This is a genomic window from Vitiosangium sp. GDMCC 1.1324 (genome assembly GCF_003044305.1).
Classification (GTDB): Bacteria; Myxococcota; Myxococcia; order Myxococcales; family Myxococcaceae; genus Archangium.
In genome coordinates, this window is sequence record NZ_PZOX01000006.1 from 399,491 (window position 1) to 421,090 (window position 21,600).

Annotated in this window: 21 protein-coding genes and 1 pseudogene; 5 read left to right on the forward strand and 17 right to left on the reverse strand. The window is 68.3% G+C overall.

Features of this window, described 5'->3' with window-relative positions; translation table 11 throughout:
• Positions 1–40: 40 nt before the first annotated feature.
• The 8 genes and pseudogenes from DAT35_RS20500 to speD all read right to left on the reverse strand — a co-directional run bounded on the left by DAT35_RS20500 (position 41) and on the right by speD (position 7,044).
• Positions 41–364, reverse strand: a complete 324-nt coding sequence (locus DAT35_RS20500; protein WP_369945917.1) for a proline dehydrogenase family protein — start codon at positions 362–364, stop codon at positions 41–43.
• Positions 327–1,154, reverse strand: a pseudogene (locus DAT35_RS20505) (IS3 family transposase); the annotation flags it as partial. The pseudogene DAT35_RS20505 and the gene DAT35_RS20500, both read right to left, overlap by 38 nt.
• Before the next feature lie 126 nt (positions 1,155–1,280).
• A complete protein-coding gene (locus DAT35_RS20510; RefSeq protein ID WP_199242950.1) occupies positions 1,281–2,915 on the reverse strand; it encodes an NAD(P)/FAD-dependent oxidoreductase in 1,635 nt (544 codons plus the stop codon).
• The gene (locus DAT35_RS20515; protein ID WP_108068746.1) at positions 2,906–4,402 is read right to left on the reverse strand and encodes a polyamine aminopropyltransferase; all 1,497 of its coding nucleotides are present in this window, start codon (positions 4,400–4,402) and stop codon (positions 2,906–2,908) included. The genes DAT35_RS20510 and DAT35_RS20515 overlap by 10 nt, the downstream gene beginning before the upstream one ends.
• Positions 4,403–4,427: 25 nt before the next feature.
• Positions 4,428–4,655, reverse strand: coding sequence for a DUF350 domain-containing protein (locus tag DAT35_RS20520; protein WP_108068917.1), 228 nt, complete (start codon positions 4,653–4,655; stop codon positions 4,428–4,430).
• A 5-nt stretch (positions 4,656–4,660) separates the two neighbouring features.
• Positions 4,661–4,810, reverse strand: a complete 150-nt coding sequence (locus DAT35_RS59955) for a hypothetical protein (protein WP_199242951.1) — start codon at positions 4,808–4,810, stop codon at positions 4,661–4,663.
• A gap of 12 nt (positions 4,811–4,822) precedes the next feature.
• A complete protein-coding gene (locus DAT35_RS20525; protein ID WP_108068747.1) occupies positions 4,823–6,721 on the reverse strand; it encodes a DUF4178 domain-containing protein in 1,899 nt (632 codons plus the stop codon).
• Complete coding sequence (gene speD / locus DAT35_RS20530) at positions 6,718–7,044, reverse strand: S-adenosylmethionine decarboxylase (protein WP_233261599.1); 327 nt, start codon at positions 7,042–7,044, stop codon at positions 6,718–6,720. Before speD ends, DAT35_RS20525 begins: the two co-directional genes overlap by 4 nt.
• A 125-nt stretch (positions 7,045–7,169) precedes the next feature.
• Between speD and DAT35_RS20535 the strand changes: the two genes are divergently transcribed.
• The gene (locus DAT35_RS20535; RefSeq protein ID WP_108068748.1) at positions 7,170–8,198 is read left to right on the forward strand and encodes a lipase; all 1,029 of its coding nucleotides are present in this window, start codon (positions 7,170–7,172) and stop codon (positions 8,196–8,198) included.
• A gap of 328 nt (positions 8,199–8,526) precedes the next feature.
• Here the strand turns inward: DAT35_RS20535 and DAT35_RS20540 are convergent, their stop codons facing one another.
• The 3 genes from DAT35_RS20540 to DAT35_RS20550 all read right to left on the reverse strand — a co-directional run bounded on the left by DAT35_RS20540 (position 8,527) and on the right by DAT35_RS20550 (position 13,571).
• Positions 8,527–8,886 carry a hypothetical protein gene (locus DAT35_RS20540; protein WP_108068749.1) on the reverse strand — a complete coding sequence of 120 codons (360 nt, stop codon included), beginning with the start codon at positions 8,884–8,886 and terminating at the stop codon, positions 8,527–8,529.
• Positions 8,883–10,220, reverse strand: coding sequence for a hypothetical protein (locus DAT35_RS20545; protein ID WP_146209802.1), 1,338 nt, complete (start codon positions 10,218–10,220; stop codon positions 8,883–8,885). Before DAT35_RS20545 ends, DAT35_RS20540 begins: the two co-directional genes overlap by 4 nt.
• Positions 10,221–10,385: 165 nt before the next feature.
• Entirely contained in the window at positions 10,386–13,571 is a 3,186-nt protein-coding gene (locus DAT35_RS20550; RefSeq protein ID WP_108068751.1) for a CHAT domain-containing protein, read from the reverse strand.
• Between the two features lie 229 nt (positions 13,572–13,800).
• On the opposite strand from DAT35_RS20550, the gene DAT35_RS20555 reads away from it, so the two are divergent.
• The 3 genes from DAT35_RS20555 to DAT35_RS20565 are packed head-to-tail and all read left to right on the forward strand — an operon-like array spanning position 13,801 to position 15,788.
• Positions 13,801–14,601: a peptidylprolyl isomerase gene (locus DAT35_RS20555; RefSeq protein ID WP_233261600.1), complete on the forward strand. Its 801-nt coding sequence runs from the start codon at positions 13,801–13,803 to the stop codon at positions 14,599–14,601.
• A gap of 11 nt (positions 14,602–14,612) precedes the next feature.
• Positions 14,613–15,344: an alpha/beta hydrolase gene (locus DAT35_RS20560; protein ID WP_108068752.1), complete on the forward strand. Its 732-nt coding sequence runs from the start codon at positions 14,613–14,615 to the stop codon at positions 15,342–15,344.
• A gap of 30 nt (positions 15,345–15,374) precedes the next feature.
• Positions 15,375–15,788 carry a secondary thiamine-phosphate synthase enzyme YjbQ gene (locus DAT35_RS20565; protein ID WP_108068753.1) on the forward strand — a complete coding sequence of 138 codons (414 nt, stop codon included), beginning with the start codon at positions 15,375–15,377 and terminating at the stop codon, positions 15,786–15,788.
• A gap of 5 nt (positions 15,789–15,793) precedes the next feature.
• Here the strand turns inward: DAT35_RS20565 and DAT35_RS20570 are convergent, their stop codons facing one another.
• From DAT35_RS20570 to DAT35_RS20580, 3 genes are read right to left on the reverse strand one after another with little or no spacing between them, the layout of a single operon-like run.
• Positions 15,794–17,131 (reverse strand): sigma-54 dependent transcriptional regulator, encoded by a 1,338-nt coding sequence (locus tag DAT35_RS20570; RefSeq protein ID WP_108068754.1) that lies wholly within the window; start codon positions 17,129–17,131, stop codon positions 15,794–15,796.
• Positions 17,131–18,522 carry an ATP-binding protein gene (locus tag DAT35_RS20575; protein ID WP_108068755.1) on the reverse strand — a complete coding sequence of 464 codons (1,392 nt, stop codon included), beginning with the start codon at positions 18,520–18,522 and terminating at the stop codon, positions 17,131–17,133. Before DAT35_RS20575 ends, DAT35_RS20570 begins: the two co-directional genes overlap by 1 nt.
• A 16-nt stretch (positions 18,523–18,538) precedes the next feature.
• Positions 18,539–18,994, reverse strand: a complete 456-nt coding sequence (locus DAT35_RS20580) for a hypothetical protein (protein WP_146209803.1) — start codon at positions 18,992–18,994, stop codon at positions 18,539–18,541.
• 283 nt (positions 18,995–19,277) lie between these two features.
• On the opposite strand from DAT35_RS20580, the gene DAT35_RS20585 reads away from it, so the two are divergent.
• Entirely contained in the window at positions 19,278–19,523 is a 246-nt protein-coding gene (locus DAT35_RS20585; protein WP_108068757.1) for a hypothetical protein, read from the forward strand.
• Positions 19,524–19,637: 114 nt separating this feature from the next.
• Here the strand turns inward: DAT35_RS20585 and DAT35_RS20590 are convergent, their stop codons facing one another.
• The 3 genes from DAT35_RS20590 to DAT35_RS20600 are packed head-to-tail and all read right to left on the reverse strand — an operon-like array spanning position 19,638 to position 21,591.
• Entirely contained in the window at positions 19,638–20,000 is a 363-nt protein-coding gene (locus DAT35_RS20590; RefSeq protein ID WP_108068758.1) for a VOC family protein, read from the reverse strand.
• A gap of 36 nt (positions 20,001–20,036) precedes the next feature.
• Entirely contained in the window at positions 20,037–20,849 is an 813-nt protein-coding gene (locus DAT35_RS20595) for an AraC family transcriptional regulator (protein WP_108068759.1), read from the reverse strand.
• A 13-nt stretch (positions 20,850–20,862) separates the two neighbouring features.
• Positions 20,863–21,591, reverse strand: a complete 729-nt coding sequence (locus DAT35_RS20600) for an ABC transporter ATP-binding protein (RefSeq protein ID WP_108068760.1) — start codon at positions 21,589–21,591, stop codon at positions 20,863–20,865.
• Between the last annotated feature and the right edge of the window lie 9 nt (positions 21,592–21,600).

The window sequence follows — 21,600 nt, forward strand, 5'->3', positions numbered from 1 at the left end:
GACAACAAAAGAAGGTGCCACACACCTCCGCCCGTGACACTCACGCCGTGGGCTGACCGGCGCTGAGCGCCCGGGCCTGCTTGCGCCGCCGCAGCCCGCACTGGATGAAGCGCACCTCGCGCCCGCCCAGCCCCGCGATGGCGCTGTTCTCCTGCGCGCGGCGGATGCGGTACGGCAGCACCGCCTTCGCCGGGCCATACGGCAGGTACTTCGCCGCGTTGTAGCCCGCATTCGCTAAGTTGAACGAGATGTTGTCGCTCATCCCGTACAACCGGCTGAAGAAGACGCGCGAGTGGACTTTTGCCCCGGTTACATGGGCAGTAGGTTTATGCTGCCAACTTCTCCGGTAAGGCCGCAAGCTCAAAATCCGCTGGGCTCATGTAGCCCAGCGACGAGTGCCGCCGCTGGCGGTTGTAGAAGACCTCAATGTACTCGAAGAGGGCCAACCCGGCCTGCTCGTGCGTAGTGAAGTCAGTGGTGTAGACGAGCTCCAACTTCAAGCTGCTGAAGAAGCTCTCCACCACGGCGTTGTCCCAACAGTTGCTCTTGCGCGACATGCTGCACTGGATGCCGCGAGCCGCCAGCGCATGCTGGTAGTCGGCGCTGGCGTACTGACTGCCCCGGTCCGAATGGTGCAGTAGCCCCCGCGATGGCTGGCGTCCCCTGAGCGCCATGTCGAGCGCGTTGAGCACCAGGTGCCGGTCGATGTGCTCACCCATGGACCAGCCCACCACCTTGCGCGAGAAGAGGTCCACGACGACGGCCAGGTAGAGCCAGCCCTACCTCGTTCCCACGTAGGTAATGTCCGTGGCCCAAGTGCTATTGGGCTGGCCGGGGGAGAAGTTGCGCTCGAGGACGTTGGGAGCCACGGGCTGGTTGTGGTGTGAGTCCGTTGTCCGCACTAAGCGACGCTTCTTGCGAACCGCCAGGCCTTGCTGGCCCATGATGCGAGCCACGCGCTTGCGGATCACTCGCTGCCCACGGGCGCGCAGCTCGGCGTGCACGCGTGCGCTACCATACGTGCCGCGGCTCTCCTGATACACTTGCGGCACCACCTCGGCCAGGGCCCGGTCCGCCTTGTGCCGCTCGGACTCCGGGCGCTCCTTCCAGGCGTAGTAGCCCGAGCGCGACACGCCCAGCTGCTGGCACATCCAGACAGATTATCGAGGCCATGGGAGGCCACATCCGGGTGGAGAGCCAGTCAAGCCAGGAGGCGACGTTCACCGTGGAGTTGCCCCTGTGCACACCGGGCCAACGGACGCGGTGACCCGACCCGCCGCTCAGAGCCAGCTCGGGTCCGCGCGTCCCAGGCCCTTCAGGGCCCGCTCCGCCGCTCCCACGCCGAACCAGTTGGCCTCCTCGAAGAGGGCCATTCCGCCCAGGTCCGAGTGCGCGAAGTGCAGCGCCTCGCCCAGGCTCTCCTGCGCCGCGAAGCGCACCGGGCCCCACATGAAGCCCGGTGAGGGGCGCACCATCGCGTGTCCCCAGCGCATCACCTCCAGGCGCCTCGCCTGTCCGGCGATGCCCGGGTGCGCGGCCATCACGTCCGCCATCACCAGCCCCTCCCACTCGGCATAGCCAGCGGAGAGCACCTTCTGACGCTCGGCCTTCGCGTCCAGCCCCGCCATGGGCAGGTACCAGGTGAGCACCGTGGGCCCGCGCTCGTCCATGCGCAGCGTCTGGTGCGTGGCCACCACGTAGCCCAGGCTGCGGCTCTCGTAGAAGACGTTGTCCCAGGCCAGCGGGAAGCCCCTCGACACAGGCGCCTCCGAGAGCGTCAGGTTCGCCACCACCCATGGCCCGTACTGGAAGGCGCCGAGCCACTCGGGGCGCTTCTCCCGCCACGGTGCCACCACATGCCCCGCCACGAAGCGCGGGCACGCCAGCACCACCTGCCGCGCCCGGTACGCCCGAGGCTTCCCCGTCCCCGCCTCCACTGCGTCCACCCGGCAGCCGCCCTCCACGGGCTCCACCGTGTGCACCAGCACGTCCCGCTCCACCTGCCCCGCCGGCAGCGAGGAGAGCAGTTGCCTCACCAGCCGTCCATTGCCCTCGGGCCAGCTCAGGAAGCCCTCGCTGCGCTCCCCCTTCCCGTCCTGCCTCGCGGCGAAGTACCAGATGCCCGCCCACGCCGAGACGCCCTCGGCCGTGGTGCCGTAGTCGTCCCGGCACGCGTAGTCCACCAGCCAGCGCAGCCGGGGCGAGCGGAAGCCCTCCGCCTCCATCCACTGCGCCATGCTCACCCTGTCGAGCGCCGTCCACTCGGCGTCATCGCTGGAGAGCGCCGTGGGCACCGCGAAGGCCTTGCGTCCCTTGGCGTCCCGCGCCGCCCCGAAGGCGTTCATCCTCGCATCGAAGCGCTCCAGCTCCGCCAGGTCCGCCGGGCTCGCCCCCGCGCGCAGGTACAGGCCCTCGTACCACTCGCCCTTGTAGAAGAGGCGCTCCTCGGGCTCGCGGATGAGCAGCTCCTCGGAGAAGGTGGGGTAGCCCTGCGCATCCACCCCCGTCACCGCGTCCATCTCACGCAGCAGCCGCATCACCGGCCCAGCATCCACCAGCGGGGCCGGCAGGTAGTGCGCGCCCCACGGGTACGCGGACACCTCGTTGCGCCCCGAGCGCGCCGTGCCTCCCGCCTCCGCGTCCAGCTCCAGCACCCGCACGTCCTTCACGCCCGCGGCCGCCAGCCGCCACGCCGCGCTCAGGCCCGCCACGCCCGCCCCCACCACCAGCACGTCCACTGTCTGCGATTCCGCCGCGCGAGGCAGCGGGCCGCCTCGCAGCTTGTGCCCCACGTCCACCGCCCGGTCCACGATGGCGCCGGGTACCGGCTCGCGCGGGCTCGTCCTCCGGCACGCACTGGCCGCCACCGCCGAGCCGAGGAACGCGGCGACGAGCTCCCGCCGCGTCAGTTCCACCGGCGCCACTCCTCCTCGTAATAGTGGACGAGCACCTGGTTGTTCAGCCGGTTCACCTCGGCCGGCAGCGGCCCCATGTCCATGGGGAACTGGAAGAGCGTGGCGTGCGTGTCGTCCGAGAGGAAGCGCAGCCCCTGGGGCAGCGGGCGGCGCGGCAGCGTGCCCTCGTGGGCCACCAGCACGTAGCCCCACTCGCCGAACGAGGGCACCAGCGTGTGGTACGGCTGCGTCCAGAAGCCCGCCGCCTTGAGCGTGGTGTCCACGCACCAGAAGGAGCGCCGGGCGTAGAGCGGCGAGGTGCTCTGGATGACGGCCACTCCGTCCGGTGCCAGCCGCCTCTTCAGCAGCTTGTAGAAGCCCGTGGTGTACAGCTTGCCCAGCGCGAAGTTGTTCGGGTCCGGGAAGTCCACCACGATAACGTCCCAGGTGTCTCTCCCCTCGCGCAGGAACTCCATCGCGTCCGTGTTGATGACGTGCATGCGCGGGTCCGCCATCGAGTGCGCGTTGAGCTCGGCCAGCTCGCCATAGCGCGTGGCGAGCCCCGTCATCGCCGGGTCCAGGTCCACCAGGGTGAGCGTCTTCACCTCGGGGTAGCGGAGGATCTCCCGCGCCGCGAGCCCATCCCCGCCGCCGAGAACCAGCACCCGCTCCGCCTTCCCCGCACGCACCATGGCCGGATGCACCAGCGCCTCGTGGTAGCGGTACTCGTCCACGCTGGAGAACTGCAGGTTGCCGTTGAGGTACAGCGAGAAGCCCCGCTTGCCCCGCGTCAGGACGATGCGCTGGTAGGGCGAGCTCGTCGCGTGCACCACCTCGTCCGCGTAGAGGTGCTCCTCGGAGAAGTTGGTCAGCCTGTCACCGAGCACCAGGCCCACCACGAGCAGGAGGCTGAGCACCACCGCCTTCACCCGCAGCCGCAGCGGGTGGGCCAGCACCGGCGCCAGCAGCCACGTGCTCCACAGGCCCACCAGCGCATTGAGCAGTCCGAAGAGCAGCGAGGTGCGCACCAGCCCCAGCTTCGGCACGAAGAGCAGCGGGAAGGTGATGCTCGCCGCCAGCGCGCCCAGGTAATCGAACGTGAGCACCTGGCTGACCAGGTCCTTGAACTTGAGCTGGTCCTTGAGGATGCGCAGCAGCAGGGGAATCTCCAGCCCCACCAGCGTGCCAATGACGAGCACGCACCCGTACAGCGCCACCCGGAACATGTCCGTGAGGGCGAAGGTGAGGAAGAGCAGCGGCGCGCATGCCCCGCCCACCAGGGCCACGCCCAGCTCCACCTCCACGAAGCGCTGGGGCACGCCGCGCTCGATGAAGCGCGACAGCCAGCTGCCAATTCCCATGGCGAAGAGGTAGCAGCCAATCACCGTGGAGAACTGGGTGATGGAGTCGCCGAGCAGATAGCTGGCGAGCGCGCCGACGATGAGCTCGTAGATGAGCCCACACGTGGCGATGACGAGGACGGTGACGAAGAGGAGCGTCTTGTTCAAAGCGGGTACTGCCTGCGACGGGGCATCAGCCCGAGATGGCCGCGGCCACGATGATGGCCAGGCCGATGATGAAGGAACCCATAACGATGCCGAGCGACGTGTTCTGGTCGACCTCGATCTCCTTTTGCACGTCGAACGGCATGATGAGCCGGAACACGAACAGGCCCGCCACGAACACCGCCAGCCCCACCAGCGAGTACACGAGACTCGCCAGCAGGTTGCCCACGTTCACCACCACTGCCAGCACACCCATCAGCATCACTTCCCTCCCATGAAACCGCCGGTCCAGTAGCGCACGCCGCTGCCTCGCGTCCCCGCCTGTCCCCGCTCCGAGCGCGTGAACGGCTCCCAACCAGAGAACGACATCAAGGCATAGAGCAGGACGACGACTCCTCCGATGAACTTCATGACCTTCCTCCCTCAATCCCCCGAGGACGAACCCAGGTTGCTCTCCGCCCAGCGCGTCGACTCGAAGCTGGACGAGCGGAAGAACGACAGCAGCGGCCCGATGAGCAGCAGCACCACCGACATGCAGAACCAGGTGCCGCGCGGGGTGTCGCTCACGAGCGTCACCTTGTAGCCGAGCCCCTGGGGCCGGCCATCGAAGAACGCCGTGGTGCGCAGCACGTAGCGCCCCGGCTCCACCGAGGACAGGTACTCCTCCTCCGACTGGCTGCCCTCGCTCCACGAGCCGTCCGAGTCGCTCCCCGCGTAGTAGCCCACCTCCTCGTAGAAGCTGACGACCTCGCCGTTCTCCTCGTTCACCAGGTCGCCCTGCACGCCCAGCCAGTTGTTGTTCACCGGCGCGACCAGCTCCGCGCGCACGTTGCCCTTCTTGTGGATGTCGAAGGGCTGGCTGAAGGTCATGGCCGAGGGCGTGCCGGATTGCATGTCCTGCTCCAGGGCCACCTCCTGCACCAGCACCGTCTCCTTGGCGGCCCTCATGTTCACCACGAGGAAGACGGCGAGCAGCGCCACGCCCCAGATGCCCGTCCACTTCCACGTGCCCGCGCTCGAGTGCGGGTTGGGCTGGCTGGGCGCGATGCCCTCGGGCGTGGGCAGGGGCTCCTGGAGCTGGAAGGCCTCCTTCACCACGCCGGGCGCGAGGTACTCGCCGAGCGTGTACGTCACCTCGTTGTCGGTGCGATCCACGTTCACCGAGTACGGCGGCGCCACGTACTCCTCCGCCTGCGCGTACTCGCCCGCCTGCACCTCCCAGTAGAACTCGCCCAGAACCGTCTCGGTGACGGCCGTCACGCTCTGGAAGGCCCGGTAGCGCCGGCCCTCCAGGTGCGCGGCCGATCCCGGGGACACCGCCACGTCGCCCGCGTCCAGCGGCTTGAGGAACACCCAGTGCCCGTTGGAGTTCATCAGCCAGGTGAAGCCGTGCGCCCGGTTGAAGAGGAGGTACTCCTCCCACGGGTAGCGCACGCCCTCCACCGTGCACGAGCGCACCAGGAAGCCGATGCACACCCACTCGGCGCCACCCAGCTTGCCCTTCGCGCCCAGGGGGATGAGGGGAGCGTGGTCCGGCTTCTCCAACAACTGGAGGAAGGCCAGCTTGCCCCGGCTCGCGTCCAGCAGCGCGCCACAGTAGGGGCACGCCACGCGCTTCGTCCGATCCGGGGCACGCAGCTCCAACGAGCCATTGCAGTTCGTGCAGCGCGCCTGCTGCAGCGACACCTTCTTCACTCGCGGCCGGAGCTGATCCGGAGGAATGCCCAGCTCCTCCAGCTTCAGCTTCTTGCCGACGTAGACCTCGGGCTCGCTCGTCCCCGTGCCGAAGTCCAGCGTGACGAAGACACCGCGTGGGCCCGTGGCGTCCACGTAGTGACTGTCCGCGCTCGGGTCCACGTCACTGGGGAGCTGGCCCGCGGCGGCCACCACGTGGCCATGCCCCCGCTCCTCCACCACGAGCCGGTGGCCCTGGAGGCTGAAGCGGTGACCGGGCTCGAAGTCCTCGAGCGACAGGCCCGGCTCGGTTCCAGAGGCGAGCATCAGGTGGAAGGCGCCCTCGGACTCGGAGAGCCAGCCGGTGCGCCCGTCGTCGAACTCCACGTACCACTCGTCCCAGGGCCCCGCGCCGTGGTCCTTCTGCAGGTGGCCCACCAGCCGGTAGCCATCGCGGCCAATGCGGCCCTCCACGTTGAGCTGCAGGGGTGAGTCGGTATCGACGATGGCGCCAATCTTCCCGTGCGCCTCGAGGTTGAGGCCCTGCTTCGCCACCACCGTCTGGCAGTGGCCGCACACCACCACCTGCGCCGTCCCCGCGGTGAACTCGACTGGAGCCCCGCACGACGGGCAATTCCCCTGGGTCACGCCACCACCCCCCGAGACAGCTCACGGACACGGCAGGAGGCCGCACCCAGGTGCCGCGCCAGCAGAGCCTCGAAGTCCGGGCGCTGGCGAGGGCGGCAGCAGTAGACGTTGAGCGCGGCGAAGCCGTGCTCCGGGAAGGTGTGGACGGCCAGGTGGCTCTCCGCCAGCAGCGTGAGGCCGGTGATGCCGCCCGGCTCCGGGAAGACGTGCCACTGCGGCTGGCCCACCACCTTCAGCTCCAGCAACACGATGAGCTCCTCGAAGAGGGCCGCGAGCACACCCGCGTCCCGCAGGCGCTCCGGCGGGCACCCGCTCACATCCACCAGCCATTCCTGTCCGGTCGTCAGCGTCCTTCCTCCCCTTTGAAGCCCCACCTTCTACCACGGACTCCGCCATTCCATGGCCGGGAGAACAGGGAGGACCGGGCCCTGGTACGCTGCGGGGACGTATGTCGCGGAAGGAACCCGGTCCCCCCTCCACCACTCCCCCGCCCGAGGGGGAGCACCTCGCCCCCAACACGCTCCGGACGCCCGCCACGGGCGCGGTGGCGCGGATGCTGCGCTCGTTGCGCGCACTGCCCGAGGCCTGGAGCGAGTCCGGCCCCGGCTGCGCGGGCATGGCCGGCTGGTTCAAGGCCGAGACGGCGCCGCCCACGGACATCACGGCCCGCTTCCGGGAGGTGCACCAGCGCGTGCGCGAGGATGAGCCGGTATTGCCGGACGAGGCGAAGCGCCACCTGTACCTGCTGGTGAAGGGGATGTTGGGGGACGAGGTGCCCGGCTACCTGGAGGACAACCAGAAGCGCCTGGAGAAGCGGGGACTGGAGACGCGCGAGGTGGCGGTGGACACCGAGGGGCGGCTCGTGGACAACGTGAAGGTGGTGCGCGAGGCGCTGCTGGACGCCATCCACTTCCGCCGCACGGTGGTGCTGGTGGGCCACAGCAAGGGGGGTGTGGAGGCCATGAGCACGCTGGCGCTCTACCCCGAGTTGCGCCGCCACGTACGCGCGGTGGTGGCGTTGCAGGCGCCATTCGGCGGCTCGGTCATCGCCAATGATCTGGTGACGACGCCGTCGCTGCAGCGGATGCTGGACATGGTGTTCCCCTCGCTGTTCCAGGGGGACGCGGCCTCGGTGGAGGACCTGTCGTACGCGCGGCGGATGGAGTTCGTGCGCAAACACCCCTACCCCACGGACATCCCCACGGTGGCGCTGGCGACGTCGAGACTGTCACGGCGCTCGCTGATGAGGCCGCTGTGCGCCTACGTGCACGAGCGCTACGGCTGGGCGTGCGACGGACTGGTGAACGCGGTGGACGCGGAGGTACCGGGCTCGCGCGTGGTGCGGCTGGACGACATGGACCACGCCGAGGCAGCCCTCATGGGACTGCCCGGCTTCTCCAACTACTACCCGAGCGACATCACCGAGACGATGGTCGCCCTCGCGCTCGAGACTTCCGAAGGGCCCCCGCAGCGGTGACGGTGGGATGAACCAGGAATATCCCTCTTCCAAGACGACCGAATTGAACACGGTGGGGTTCTGGCTCGACCAATACAACAAGCCCCCAGCCGCGGTCTCAACGAAGATCCCCATCTCGTAAGCGGAGCCATCCCGCGCCCGAGAGAAAGCCTCAGCAAGGTTTGGTGTCCGCAGAATCCGAACCCAGGCCGCCCCCTGCCTTGCCTTCTGGCTTACATAGAGGACGAGTTCTCTGCGGTGAGCCAAGTGCAAATCTTCTTTCGGAAGCATTCCAACGCCCCATGTTCACGACCTTGGGCACTGGCTCGGAGTTCTGGTCCGACAAACATCACCGAGACGATGGTCGCCCTCGCTCTTGAGACTCCGGCCCGATGAACCAAACGATGTCCCCAAGGTCAGGAGCACGACCAAGCCGCGCCCACTCCGAGTCAATGCGTGCGAGTTGCTCGTCCACCGAGCCCTCCCAGGGGTGGTAGGCACCACCTGGAAGAAGGTTGACGGCCCGGAGCAAACCCTGGCTCAGCAGTGGCTGAAGGGCACGGAGGGTTTCGCGGCGGATCTCCTCCTCCGAGGCATCGGGTTTGAGCTGACGCACATCATCCGCAATCCACCACAAGCCGATGTCACTGTCGGCACCAGCTTTGACCCAGGACGTTCGAGCATCCTCCAGCGCTTTGTCGATGTTCATGGGACGAATTTGATCTCGCGGATTCCAATTCCAGGGATGCGGACATCAATCGTAGGCGGACCAGAAGTAGAAGTAGGACGAAGACCTATTGTGCCCCCACCCGGAAGCCGAACAAGGGTTCCAGGATAGGTTGTTTCCGTGATGCGGGTTCCGCCAGCCGAGAGCTGGTCGAAGAATCCTTGGGCCTCGCTCAAACCGCCCTTCAAGATCCTGATCTGAGCGCTTGATCCCTCGGTACCGATGAGGCGGCCTCCTGGCCTCAGCAAATCTTCGATGTTTCGCGTGCGTGAGGAGTCACCACTTCCCGTCCGCGCGCTCTGGTCTGTGCCATCACTGATGTTGCTTCGCTCCGAACTTCCACCACCTCCCGTGTTCTGGGCACTCATGGCAACCGCGCCCGGAGCCAGAGCGATGGTGAAGGCTCCTTCGGCGGATACGGCGACTGACCGCACCTCACCTATCCCCGCCAGCCGGAAGCCTCCTTGCATCTCCGCCAACATCGCCGCCCGCGAGTAACCGGGTAGTCCTGGCCCCTTGGGTCCGAGCCCAGTCGTGCTGCCGATGGCCGCCGTCGCCAACAGAACAAAGGCCCGCGCTGCGTGCCTCGCCATCACCTTGCCGTACCGCTCTCCGGCCTCCCGCACCTGCTCAAAGGTCGTGGCTTGGTTCACCTCTCCTACCAGCTGTATCCAGCCCCCAATCAGTCCCCACACCGTATCGACGCCCAGGTACGCAATGAGCCAAGCCGTCAGGGTAGCGGCCAGGCCCTTGGATACTGGCTCGGGTAGCAACCAGAGCATCATGTACATGGCCATTGCGGACACGATGCCGGCCCGCACCTCCTCCGGGTCCGCCATCTCCGCCAGCGCCGCTTTCATCTCGTCCCACACCACGTCCACGGCCAGGGCCATTGCCAGTGTGTAGCGCCCATCCGCGTCGAGGCTCGGGGTGTCCTTCAGCAGTGACAGGCAGTCTCGCGACTGGCGCCTGTGTTCACACCAGCGCCCGTAACCGCACGTCAGTTCGTCTGGCCCTGGCAGCAGCCGCGAAGCTTCTGGTAGCGCAAGCACCAACTGCCGACCCGTCCACTCCAGGTACACCTCTTCCTGCCAGGACTCGAACATCACCGATCTGGCAAATCGCAGGGGCCGAGAGGCGGGCCGCACATCCCGGGCCACATCCGCCAGCGCCTGCTTGAATTCATCCTCACGCAGCCTCACCGGTTCATGGCCACCCCGTGCCTGATGAACCAGGGGCTTACCCTGCCCCGTATCCAGGCGCACGACACGCGTGGTGCCGCCACAGCCGAAGAGCAGCACCAGAAGCACCACCACGCAGCTCCGCCTCATGAGGAATCCTCCGAGTCGTGACTACGCGCCGCTGGGTAGTCCGTCCGAATGGATACCCATCTGGCCCGAGAAAGCCTGAGAGCAGGCCCCGAGACATTCACCCGTCATCTCAGACGGGTGAGGCTCTTTTCAGGGTGAGACCACCGCGATTCACGCCGCGGCGGAATGGGCCGCGGAGACCGCCGATGGCAGTCGCGCCATCACATCCCCCACGAACACGTAGGACAGGTACGTGGGCGACTTGTGCGCCTCGCGCTCACGCAGGAGCCGGAGCGCCTCGCCCACGGTGAGGCCGTTCTCCCTCAGGCCTTCCACCAGATGCTCCACCACGTGGCGGGCGTGTGCATCCTGCACGGGCCAGAGCGGAGCGATGAAGCCGGAGAAACGCTCGCTCACGAAAGCCTCAGCCCACCCGCCCACGCTGCCGAGCATGTCGGTAGCCGCCCCCACTTCGCAGGCGTTGAAGATGACGAGCGGCCGGAACTTGCGACCGAGCGATACCTTGGGGTTCCGCACATCGAGTGTGCGCAGGAACCCATCCTCCAGGTAGATATGGGAAGGCGACACCGGATCCCCGCTGTACTTGCCGTGCCCAGCGAAGTGCAACAAGCCCACGGAGTTGAAATGGCCTTCCGTCAGCACGCTCAACACGCGCTTGCGGCTCCCCGGCACCCGAATCGCGCCGAAGCGACTGGAGAGTTGCCGTGACTCCTCCTGGGCCTCGGGCAGCGGCGCCAGGTGCGGGTGGTACTGATAATCCGGAGCGATGGTGAGGATTTCCCCCTGCGGCAGGCGTGCCGTCAGCGACGTCTGGTAGTCGAGGAACCAGCGCGCCACCGGGTGCTGCACGCACAGCAGCCCCGCATCCTGCACATCCGTGGGCGTCATCAGTTCCCAGGGGATGTACGGGTCATCGGTGATGAACTGGATGGGGAAGCCCTTCCCGTACTGGTGGCGCAGGGCACGAAACGTCTCCCGGAAGGCCGCTGGCGTCCGCTGGTAGAGCAGCTGCCCGAGCCCCAGGAACCACTCGTAATGCTCGCCGGGCCGTTGCTCGCGCGCGGCGTTGGCCACGCTCTGGAAGAAGGCGGCCGGGTCCGAGCCCAGATCCACCTCGCCCGAGAGCCGGGACGGCAGCCCCTCGCAATCCACGGGCACCTGGAGCATCCAATACAGCCGACGCGGGTTGCCCTTCTCCAGGCGATGGATCTGCACCGTGAGGTGGGGCTCCTGGGCATCGGCCTCGATGGCGAAGACGCTCTGGCCCTGCACGGACGGATCCCTGTCGCGCGAGGAGGAACCCGTGGCCACCCCGGAAGAGGACGGGCCCGGCAGACCGGCAGCACCCGGCTCGATCGGAATGACCCGGCGCGCCGCGCCGCAGAAGCGCCCGCCGTACTCGAAGGTCGCCACGACGGTGAGTTCGCCAGAGGCGTTCGGGTTGACGATGGCCGAAAAGGTGGCGGCGATCGACTTCTTGTTGCGCTGCACCATCACAATGCCCTTGTCCCCGTCGGGCTCGAACATCAGATCCGAGCAGAGCAGGCGCACCTCGATGGGCAGACGGCTCCAGTTGGGCTCCAGTTTGGAGATAGAGAGGCCCGCGGACTCCGTGTCCGGATGCTGGGTCTCCAGCAGATCCACGGACAGACGAAGCACCTGCCCCGGACGCGCGATATCCAGCGGCTTCAACGCGGGATGACGGACGATGCTCTGTCCTTCGTCCTTGGACTCCGAGACGGGCACTTTCGGATGCGCTGGGTCGGTCGAGCGGTCCCCGTCATCACCTTCTTGTGGCAGAACGATCAACCCCCCCAGGTTCGGCAGGAACTCCTCCAGCGAGTCATCGCCGATCCCGCGCCGAGGGCCCGGCACGGGCACCGGGGACCTGGGCCGGACGGGTTGCTTGCCCTCACCATCAGGGTCCTTGGAGAGCGCGCTCTCGCCAGGGAAGACAGCGAAGACGTTGGCCACGGGAACGACCTCGGGGCCGCCCTTGACGACCACGCGGTACACACCGGGAGGCAGCGGGCGCAGCGTGCCCTCGTGCGTACCATCCGACGTGCGCTCGAGCGTCTGCTGGAAGGACTGCCCCGTGTCCGCGTTCACCACGTAGGCCTGGAGCGAAACGGGCTCCTCCGAGGGACGCACGCGCACGGTGACGGGCTCGTCGTGCGCGTAGGCATCATCGATGTGCAGCGAGAGGCTCCGAGGCGCCGCACGGAACTCGTTGAGGTTGATCTGCGTGCCGGTGAGCACTCCCTCTACGTGGGCGAGCACCTCGAAGGCATTCTGCAGCGAGGCATGCGACGTGGGACTGTACATGGCCCGCACGTGGTCCCGCTCCTCCACCGGCATGGCGGACACACGCGGCACGGTGCCATCGCCCCCCATGTCCCGGCCGTCTGGCAACGTGGAGAGCATCTCCAGTCCGGATGCCCCGACGCGCGCGCCCTGCAGCGTGGGCTGGAAGGTGCCCACCACTGGGTGGAGGTGGTAGCCACGCTCGATGTACTCCGAGTTCCTGAGGTTGGACTCCACGGCGCTCTGGATTTCCCGCTGGAAGGCGAGTCCCTCTGCGGCCCGCTTCGGGTCGAGGTTGGGAATGCCCTGGGCCTCGCCTGGCCGGACGAGACGCTTGTCCGGCATCTCGATGGAGGGATAGGTGGGCAGGAGCTGGTACGCCGAGGGCAGGGAGCGCACCATCTCGGACAGATCGAAGAGCTTCACCGGACCGAGGCTCTTGCGGAAGCCCAGCGCGAGCGCCTGCAGTGCCATGAACGAGCCGCGGTGGGGCGTGCCGAAGGTGATGAGCGCGCGGGTGTTCTTCCAGCCGCCGAGGCACTCGAGGAAGTAGCGCGCGACGATGCCGCCCATGGAGTGCCCCACGAGGATGAGGCGCGACTCGGGCGTGCCGCCATTCTTGGTACGCCACTGATAGAGCCAGCCCTCGGCCTCGCTGGCGAGCCGCTTCGCGGTGATGCGGATGTCGCGCCGCCAGTCGTAGGGGAACGTGAAGAAGTTGGCACCGGGGATGAGACCGAGCCGGCTTTCCAGCGTGCGCGCCACCTGGGTGTAGCCATCCACCTTCCAGAAGCCGGGCAGCAGCTGGGTGTCCGGAAGGACCTTCGAGGCACGCACGCCGTCATCGGCGAGCTCGCCCCCGCTGTCCGACTTGAGGGCGAGCGACTCCACGCTGCCACCGAGGCTCGTCAATGCGCGGAGGAGTGCGCCGCCGGAGAGTCCCCAGATTTCCTTCCCGTTCCGATCCACCAGCACGCTGCCGAGCAGACCCGGCAGGAGAACGACGACATCCTTGATGACGGTGGCGGCCATTGCATCCTCCAGAGGGAGCACAGTCCCAGGCGCTTCCACGAGCGGGCACCCGGAGAACTGACGATAGCCGGGATTCTACGGTTCCATTCCGACCCGCCGGAAAAGGCCCACGGTCAGGGACTGAACGCTGCCAGGAGGACGTGCGAGCTTCTGAACACCGGTTCAGAACGACGCATTCCTCGCAGGCTCGGGTTGCGAGCACTCGTTCGCTCTGTAGGATGCCCGCCCCATGCGAACGAGACTCCTGACAACCGGACTCCTCCTCCTGGCCCTGACCGCCTGCTCGAAGGAAAAGCAGGCCGAGGGCACCACCCCCACAGCCACCAAGCCCCCGGCGACGCCGAGCGCCCCGGCCAACACGCAGGCTCAAAACACGCCGCCTCCGGGCCAGCCGGTCCAGACGGAGACGGAGCCGAAGGTGCACGGCTCCAGCCCGGTGCCCCGCTCGCAGCCGCCCGCGGAGAAGCCGGGGCCCTGGCAGCAGAAGGCGCTGGACGGCAAGGACCTGTACGCCACGCTGGAGACCAACCAGGGCAACATCGTGGTGAAGCTCTTCGCGAAGGACGCGCCGCTCACGGTGGCGAACTTCGTGGGCCTGGCCACCGGTGAGCAGACGTGGCGCGACCCGCGGACAGGCGAGGTGAAGGAGAACACGCCCCTGTACCAGAACGTCATCTTCCACCGGGTCATCCCGGGCTTCATGATCCAGGGAGGAGATCCGCTGGGGATGGGGACGGGCACGCCGGGCTACAGCTTCGAGGACGAGACCCAAAACGGACGGACGTTCGATAAACCGGGCCTGCTGGCGATGGCGAACCGGGGGCGGGGAACGAGCACCAACGGCAGCCAGTTCTTCATCACCGTGTCGACGCCGCAGCACCTCAACGGCGGGCACACCATCTTCGGCGAGGTGCTGAAGGGCTACGACGTGGTGGAGCGCATCTCGAAGGTGCCGACGGGTGAGCGAGACAAGCCGCAGAAGGACGTGGTCATCAAGAAGGTGACGGTCAGCGACACGCAGCCCAAGTAGTGGAGCAAGCGATGCGAAGTGTGAGAACGCGCCTGGGCGAGCTGGACGCTTATGTGGTCGACGCGCTTCCCGAGGGAGCAAACCCGGAGCTGGTGGTGGTGCTGTGCCATGGCTTCGGGGCGCCGCCGACGGACCTCGTGCCCCTGGCGCCCGAGTTGGTGGCGCTGAAACCCGAACTGGGACCGAAGGTGCGGTTCGTGTTCCCCACGGCCCCGTTGAAGCAGGAGATGATGGGGCAGCGCATTCCCGCGTGGTTCCACCTGCCACCCGAGGTGCTGATGGGGCAGGAGCGGGACTGGGATGAGTTCGCGGCCTCCACTCCGGAGGGACTGGCGCAGGCGAGGCGCGGGGTGATGAGCCTCGTGTCGGCGCTGTCCGCGGCGACGAACCTGCCCTATGGCCGGATCGTCCTGGGCGGGTTCAGCCAGGGCGCGATGGTGACGACGGACGTGGCGCTGCGGTTGGAGGAGGCCCCGGCGGGGTTGTGCATCCTGTCGGGGGCGTTGATCTCCCAGGACGAGTGGAAGCCTCGGGCGGAGAAGCGCAAGGGCCTGCCGGTGCTGCAGAGCCACGGGCGCGTCGACAACATCCTCGCGTTCCAGCAGGCGGAGCGGCTCCGGGACCTCCTGTCGAACGCGGGGCTGTCGGTGGAGTTCATCCCCTTCAACGGACCGCACACGATCGCCCCGGAAGCGCTGGAACGGATGGCGGAGTTCCTCCACCACCGTCTCGAGAAGCGGTGAACCAAGGCCCCGGACCCGAGGAGATGAGCCATGTATCGCGCGAAGGAACTGACGGTGGCGACGCGGGGCCGGGGCTTCTACGACATCACCGACGAGGTGCAGCGGGCGGTGGCCGAGAGTGGTGCGAAGGAGGGCCTGTGCACCATCTTCATGCACCACACGAGCGCCTCGCTGCTGCTGTGTGAGAACGCGGACCCGGACGTCCGCCGGGACCTGGAGGCCTTCTTCTCGAAGCTGGTGAAGGACGGGGACCCGCTCTTCCGCCACGACGCCGAGGGCCCCGATGACATGCCGGCACACGTGAGGACGGTGCTGACGCAGAACTCGCTCAACGTGCCGGTGAAGAACGGGGGAGCCCATCTCGGCACGTGGCAGGGCATCTACGTCTGGGAGCACCGGACCTCACCCCACCACCGCCGGGTGACGGTCTCCGTCGTGAGCTGAGCGCCCTACTCCGTGGGCTCCTGCGCCTCGAGCAGCTTGTAGAGCGTCTTTCTATCCACATCCAGCAGGCGCGCGGCCTCGCTCTTGTTGCCGCCGACGTACTGGAGCACATGGGCCGCGTAGCGCCGTGACAGCTCGGCCAGACTCGGCATGTCCCCGGCCAGGCCACTCAGCTTCTTCGGCGCATCGCCAATCGGCTCGGGGAAGTCCTGCGGCCCCAGCACTCCCGTCACGTTGAGCGCGAGCGCCCGGGCCACCACGTTCTCCAACTGCCGCACGTTGCCCGGCCAGTCGTACGCGGTGAGCCGCGTCATGGCCTCGGCCGTCACCACCGGCGCCACCCCACCCCGTGCATGCAGCGCCGCGAAGTGCTCCACCAAGGCCGGGATGTCCTCACGCCGCTCGCGCAGGGGCGGCAGGTGCAGGTGCACCACATCCAGCCGGTAGAGCAGATCCTCGCGGAACAGGCCCTCGGCCACCCGCTCCTTCAAGTCCTTGTTCGTCGCGGCCACCACGCGCACGTCCACCTTCACGGGCGCGCTCTCGCCCACGCGGCGGATCTCCCCCTCCTGCAGCGCTCGCAGGAGCTGCGCCTGCACCTTCGGCCCCACATCTCCAATCTCGTCGAGGAACAACGTGCCGCCGTGGGCCTCCTCGAAGAGGCCGCGCCGCGCCCCCGTGGCCCCCGTGAAGGAGCCCCGCGCATGGCCGAACAGCTCGCTCTCCATCAGGGATTCGGCGATGGCGCCGCAGTCCACGGGGATGAACGACCCGCTGGAGCGCGGCGAGCGCCGGTGCAGCGCGCGAGCCACCATCTCCTTGCCCGTGCCCGTCTCGCCGGTGATGAGCACCGGCACCGACGTCGCCGCCGCCCGGGCCACCTGCTTGTACACCTCGAGCAGCGCCGGGCTGCGCCCCACCATCGAGCCGCGCTCCACCTGCTTGCGCAGCGAGCGGTTCTCCTCCACCAGCCGCTTCTGCTCCAGCGCCCGCCTCGCGACGCGCACGATGGCGTCCACGTCGAAGGGCTTGGAGAGGTAGTCGAAGGCGCCCTGCTGGATGCTGTCCAGCGCCCCCTCGATGTTGCCGAAGGCCGTCACCACGATGACGGGCGTGTCCGGAGACTGCGCGCGCACCTCGTTGAGCACGGTGAGCCCATCGCCCGCGTTGGGCATGGCCATGTCGGTGAGCACCAGGTCGAAGGGCCCATCGTCCGCGAGGCGTGCGGCGGCCTCCTTCGGGTGCGCGGCCTGGAGCACCTCCCCGAGCATGCCGAGCAGGCGCTTGAGCAGGTCTCTCGCATGGGGGTCATCGTCGACGACGAGGATACGAGCGGGATTCATCAGCCAACTCCGCGGGCAGGAGGCTCGGCATCGGCCGCGAGGGGAAAGCGGACCGTCACCCGGGTGCCCTCGCCCGGCGCCGAGCGCACCAGTAGCGCGCCCCCATGCGCATCCACCAGTCTTTTGGTGGTCGCCAGGCCGAGCCCGTGCCCGGGAATCTCCCGCGTCTCCGGGGCTCGGAAGAAGGGCTGGAAGAGCTTCGTCTGCGTCTCCTGGCTCATCCCGACGCCATTGTCGTCCACCTCCAGCACCGCCTCGCCACCCTCGCGCGCCACCTTCACGCGGACGCGGGCCTCGGGCCGGCCCGCCGTGTACTTCACCGCGTTGGACAGCAGGTTCTGCGCGATGATCTGCAACAACTGCGAGGGGCACGGCACCTTCACCCCGGACTCCAGCGTGCGCTCCAACGCCACGCCCTGCGCGGCGGCCGTCTGGCTCACCTCCAGCAGCAGCGTGCTCACGGCGGTGTCCAGCTCGCCCACCGAGGGCTCGCCCCGGGTGCCGGCACGGCAGAAGCGCAACAACGCCTCGATGAGCTCGCCCATGCGCTTCGCACTGGACTCGGAGAGCGCCACCAGCTCCAGCGCCTGCGCGTCCTTCACCGCCCCCGAGCGGCGCAGCAGCGTGAGGTACCCCTTGAGCGGCGACAACGGCCCCATCAGGTCATGCGCCACGCGCCGGGTGAAGGCATCCAGCTCCTGGTTGCGCCGATCCAGCTCCTCCATCTGCGCCTGGATGGTGGCCTCCTGGCGCTTGAGCACCGAGGTGATGCTCCAGCCCACCACCAGCGACACGAGCACCGCCAGCAGCGTCACCACGCCGCCATAGGCAAGGTTGCGCACGCGCAGGGCGGCCAGGTGCTCCAACAGCATGCGCGCCTCGTCGGCGTTCTCCTGGGCGAGCTGCCCCGCCAGCCCGTCGATCTCCTCGGCCAGGGGGCGCACCTGCTCCACCAGGTGGTGCCGGGCCTGCTCGGCCTCCTTGCGATTCGAGAAGACCGCCGCGGCGCGCACCTGCTGGGCCAGCCGGGTACAGGCCATGTTGAAGCGCTGCCACACCACGAGCTTGTCGTCGCGGGGCAGGTTGCGCGTGTAGTCGTTGGTGGCCTCGCGCACGTCCGCGAGGATGTCTTCCATCACTTCGTTGGCGGCTTGACGCTCCTCGTCATCGGTGGCGCGGATGTGGGCCTCGATGGCGGACTCCAGAGAGAGCGCGTCCACCCGGATGCGGCCGATGAGGCCCGCCCGGTCCAGCGCCTCCTGCACGCGCGCGTCCACCTGATGGCTGGTGCGCACCTCCGACCAGAGCGTGAAGCCGGCCACCGCCGACAGCAGCATCACCGCGAAGAGGAAACCCGCGCGGTAGCCGCGGATGGACGCAGGGGGGCTCACGAACCGCTCCGAAACTTCAGCGAGACCCTCCCTCGGGGGAACCGGCTGGCTCCTGCGGGGCGGGGGTCTGCTGCGCGGGCTGCGGCTGACTGCGCCGCCGGGCCCGGGACAGCGCCGACTGGTACCACACGTCCTCCAACTCCTCCTGGAGCGCCGTCAGCTCCCGCTGCCGCGTCACCAGCTGCGCGTTGTGCTCCACCAGCGAGTGCCGCTCCGCCACGGACCGGTCCAGCTCGTCCTCCAACAGGTGGGTGAGCTGCCCGGACTCGGCGCGCTCCTGGGCTGCCTGCTCGAGCGCACTCTCCGCCGCGGCGAGCCGCACCGCGAGTGCCTCCGCACGTTCGCACTCCTCCTGATACCGCCGCTGCCACCGCTCCACCTCCTCCGACACCTGTGGCCGCGAGGACACCTGCGGGGTCGCGCATCCCACTTCCAACCCGCCCGCTACCAACGCGATGAAGAGGTACCGCATACCTTCGCTCCCGTCCCTCCGCACGCGCGGCATGCGCATCCGGTCTAGACCGGGCTCTACCGTCTCCGGCTGACACGGCCAGCATCCCCAAGACAGGGGGTGTCGTCAAAGACCTCCGGCACTTTCTGGGGAGGGTGCCCCCAGGCCGGGCAGGCGGAATGGGGAGATTCTCCGCAATCCGGAGGGGCCTTCCCTCGGAAAAGGCCGTGGCACGGCGGGTGCTCAGTGTCGGCAACGCAACGCCGCACTGCCGCGACGTTTCGTTGCTGCTCGGAGAATCCACATGAAGAACATCATCGCCGCCATCGCCCTGACTGCCTCCATGACCGCGTTTGCCTCTGAGCCCGCGAAGGCCGAGGCCAAGCCGGAGGCCGCTGCTCCTGCCGCCGCCGCTCCCGCCGCCGAGGCGAAGCCGGAGGCCAAGCCGGAGGCCGCCGCCAAGCCGGAGGCCAAGCCGGAGGCCGCCAAGGGTGGCAAGAAGGGCGGCAAGAAGGCCGAGAAGCCGGCCACCGCCGCTGAGACCAAGTAGTTCTTCCGCTTCATCTGAAGCGCTGGTGAGGGCGCCCCCTGCGAAGGGAGGCGCCCTCGCCATTTCAAGGGCCCGGCACGCCGCCCGCTGGCCAGGCAGGCGTCCTAGGGAGGCTCAGGGCTCGGACCACACCGCGAGCTCGTTGCCGCTCGGGTCCACGAAGTGGAAGCGCCTGCCACCGGGGAAGCTGAAGATCTCCTTCACGATGCGCCCGCCCGCCTCGCGCACCTGAGCGTACGAGGCCTCGAGGGCTCGCGAGTAGAGGACGATGAGCGGGCCGCCCGCGGACACCGAGGCCGCCTTGAAAAAGCCGCCATTCATCCGCCCGTCGTTGAAGGCCACGTAGTCGGGACCGTAGTCCTCGAAGCGCCAGCCGAAGACGGCGCCATAGAAGCGCTTCGTCGCGGCGATGTCGGTGGCGGGAAACTCGATGTAGTCGACGCGGTGGTGCTGCTCAGCCTGGCTCTGGGTGGACATGAGTCCTCCGTGGGATGGAATGTAGGGCCCGGCACACTAGAGGCGCCCCTCGCCGGCGGATTGTACAAATCCGACCTGAGTCTGTTCGCGGACGTAGGCACCCGGGGAGAGACCTGTCAGGGCGCGGAACTCACGAATCAGATGGGCCTGGTCGTAGTACCCGGCGGACAGGGCCAGTTCGGCGCCCGCGGTCTCCGGCCGGTGCTCGAGGAGCGCAACGGCGTGCTGCATGCGAGCGATGCGGCACAGCACCTTGGGCGCCAACCCCACCGTGGCGCGGAAGCGGCGCTCGAGCTGGCGGGAGCCCACCCCCAGCACGTCCTCCAACGACTCCACCTGCAACCGCCCGCGCGCCGCCTGGATGAGACCCACCGCGTGGGCAAGCGCCGCGTCGAGGCTCGCGGACGAAAGCCGGCGCAGGAGCAGTTGCTCCAGGAGGGCCAGGCGCGCCCGGAGCCCCTCCGTCCCCCACAGCCGCTCCTCCCACTCGCGTGCCACGTGCGGCCAGAGCGACCCGAGCGCGAGATGGCCATCGGTGAGCTCGTGCACGGGGAGCCGCAGGAACGGGTGGGCACCGCCAGGCCGGAAGCGGATGCCGACGAAGCACGCCTCACCGGAGAGCGGCACCACCTCGGCCTGTTGCATCGCCCCCACGATCCGCAGGCGCGGCGGCATGGCATCCCGGCCGCTGCTGGAGCCGAGGTCCATGAGGATGTCGATGCAGCCATCCGGGAGCACGCGGCTGGGCAGCGGGATGGAGGCATGCGCGGTCATCCCCCAGAAACATTGGACGTAGGGCGCGAGGGCCGCGCACGGGCGCGCTTCGATGTAGCGCGGAGGGGGAGTCATCGGGCCAAGAGTCTCAGTGCGCCCCAGCGGCCTTCAGGCCCGGCGCCTGGAGCTCGCCCTGTACCATCTTCCCGTCCTGGATGTGCAGCGCCCGCCGCGCATGCGCCACCACGCGCGGGTCGTGCGTGGAGAAGAGGAACGTCACCCCCTTCTCCCGGTTCAGCGTCAGCATCAGCTCCAGGATCTGCTCGCTCGTGGCCGAGTCCAGGTTCGCCGTGGGCTCGTCCGCCAGCACCAGGCGGGGCTCGGTGATGAGCGCCCGGGCGATGGCCACGCGCTGCCGCTGCCCGCCCGAGAGCTCATCCGGCTTGTGGTGCAGGTAGGGCTTCAGACCCACCGCGTCCGCCAGCGCCTCCACGCGCTTGCGCAGGGCCGCCTTGCCCTCGGTGTCCTTGCGCACCATGCACGGGAATTCGATGTTCTCCGCCACGTTGAGCACGGGGATGAGGTTGAAGTTCTGGAAGATGAAGCCGATCTTCCGGTTGCGCACGTCCGCGAGCGCGTCGAAGTCCCGGTCCCCCACCTCCTCGCCATCCAGCCTGTAGGAGCCGCTCGTGGCCCGGTCCAGGCACCCGATGATGTTGAGCAGCGTCGTCTTACCGCTGCCCGAGGGGCCCATCACCACGGTGAACTCACCCGCGGAGACATCCAGGTCCACGCCGCGCAGCGCGCTCACCTTCGTCTTGCCCAGGAGGTAGTCCTTGGTGATGGCCTTCAGCTCGAGGAGATTCTGCGAGGGCATGGAGCACGT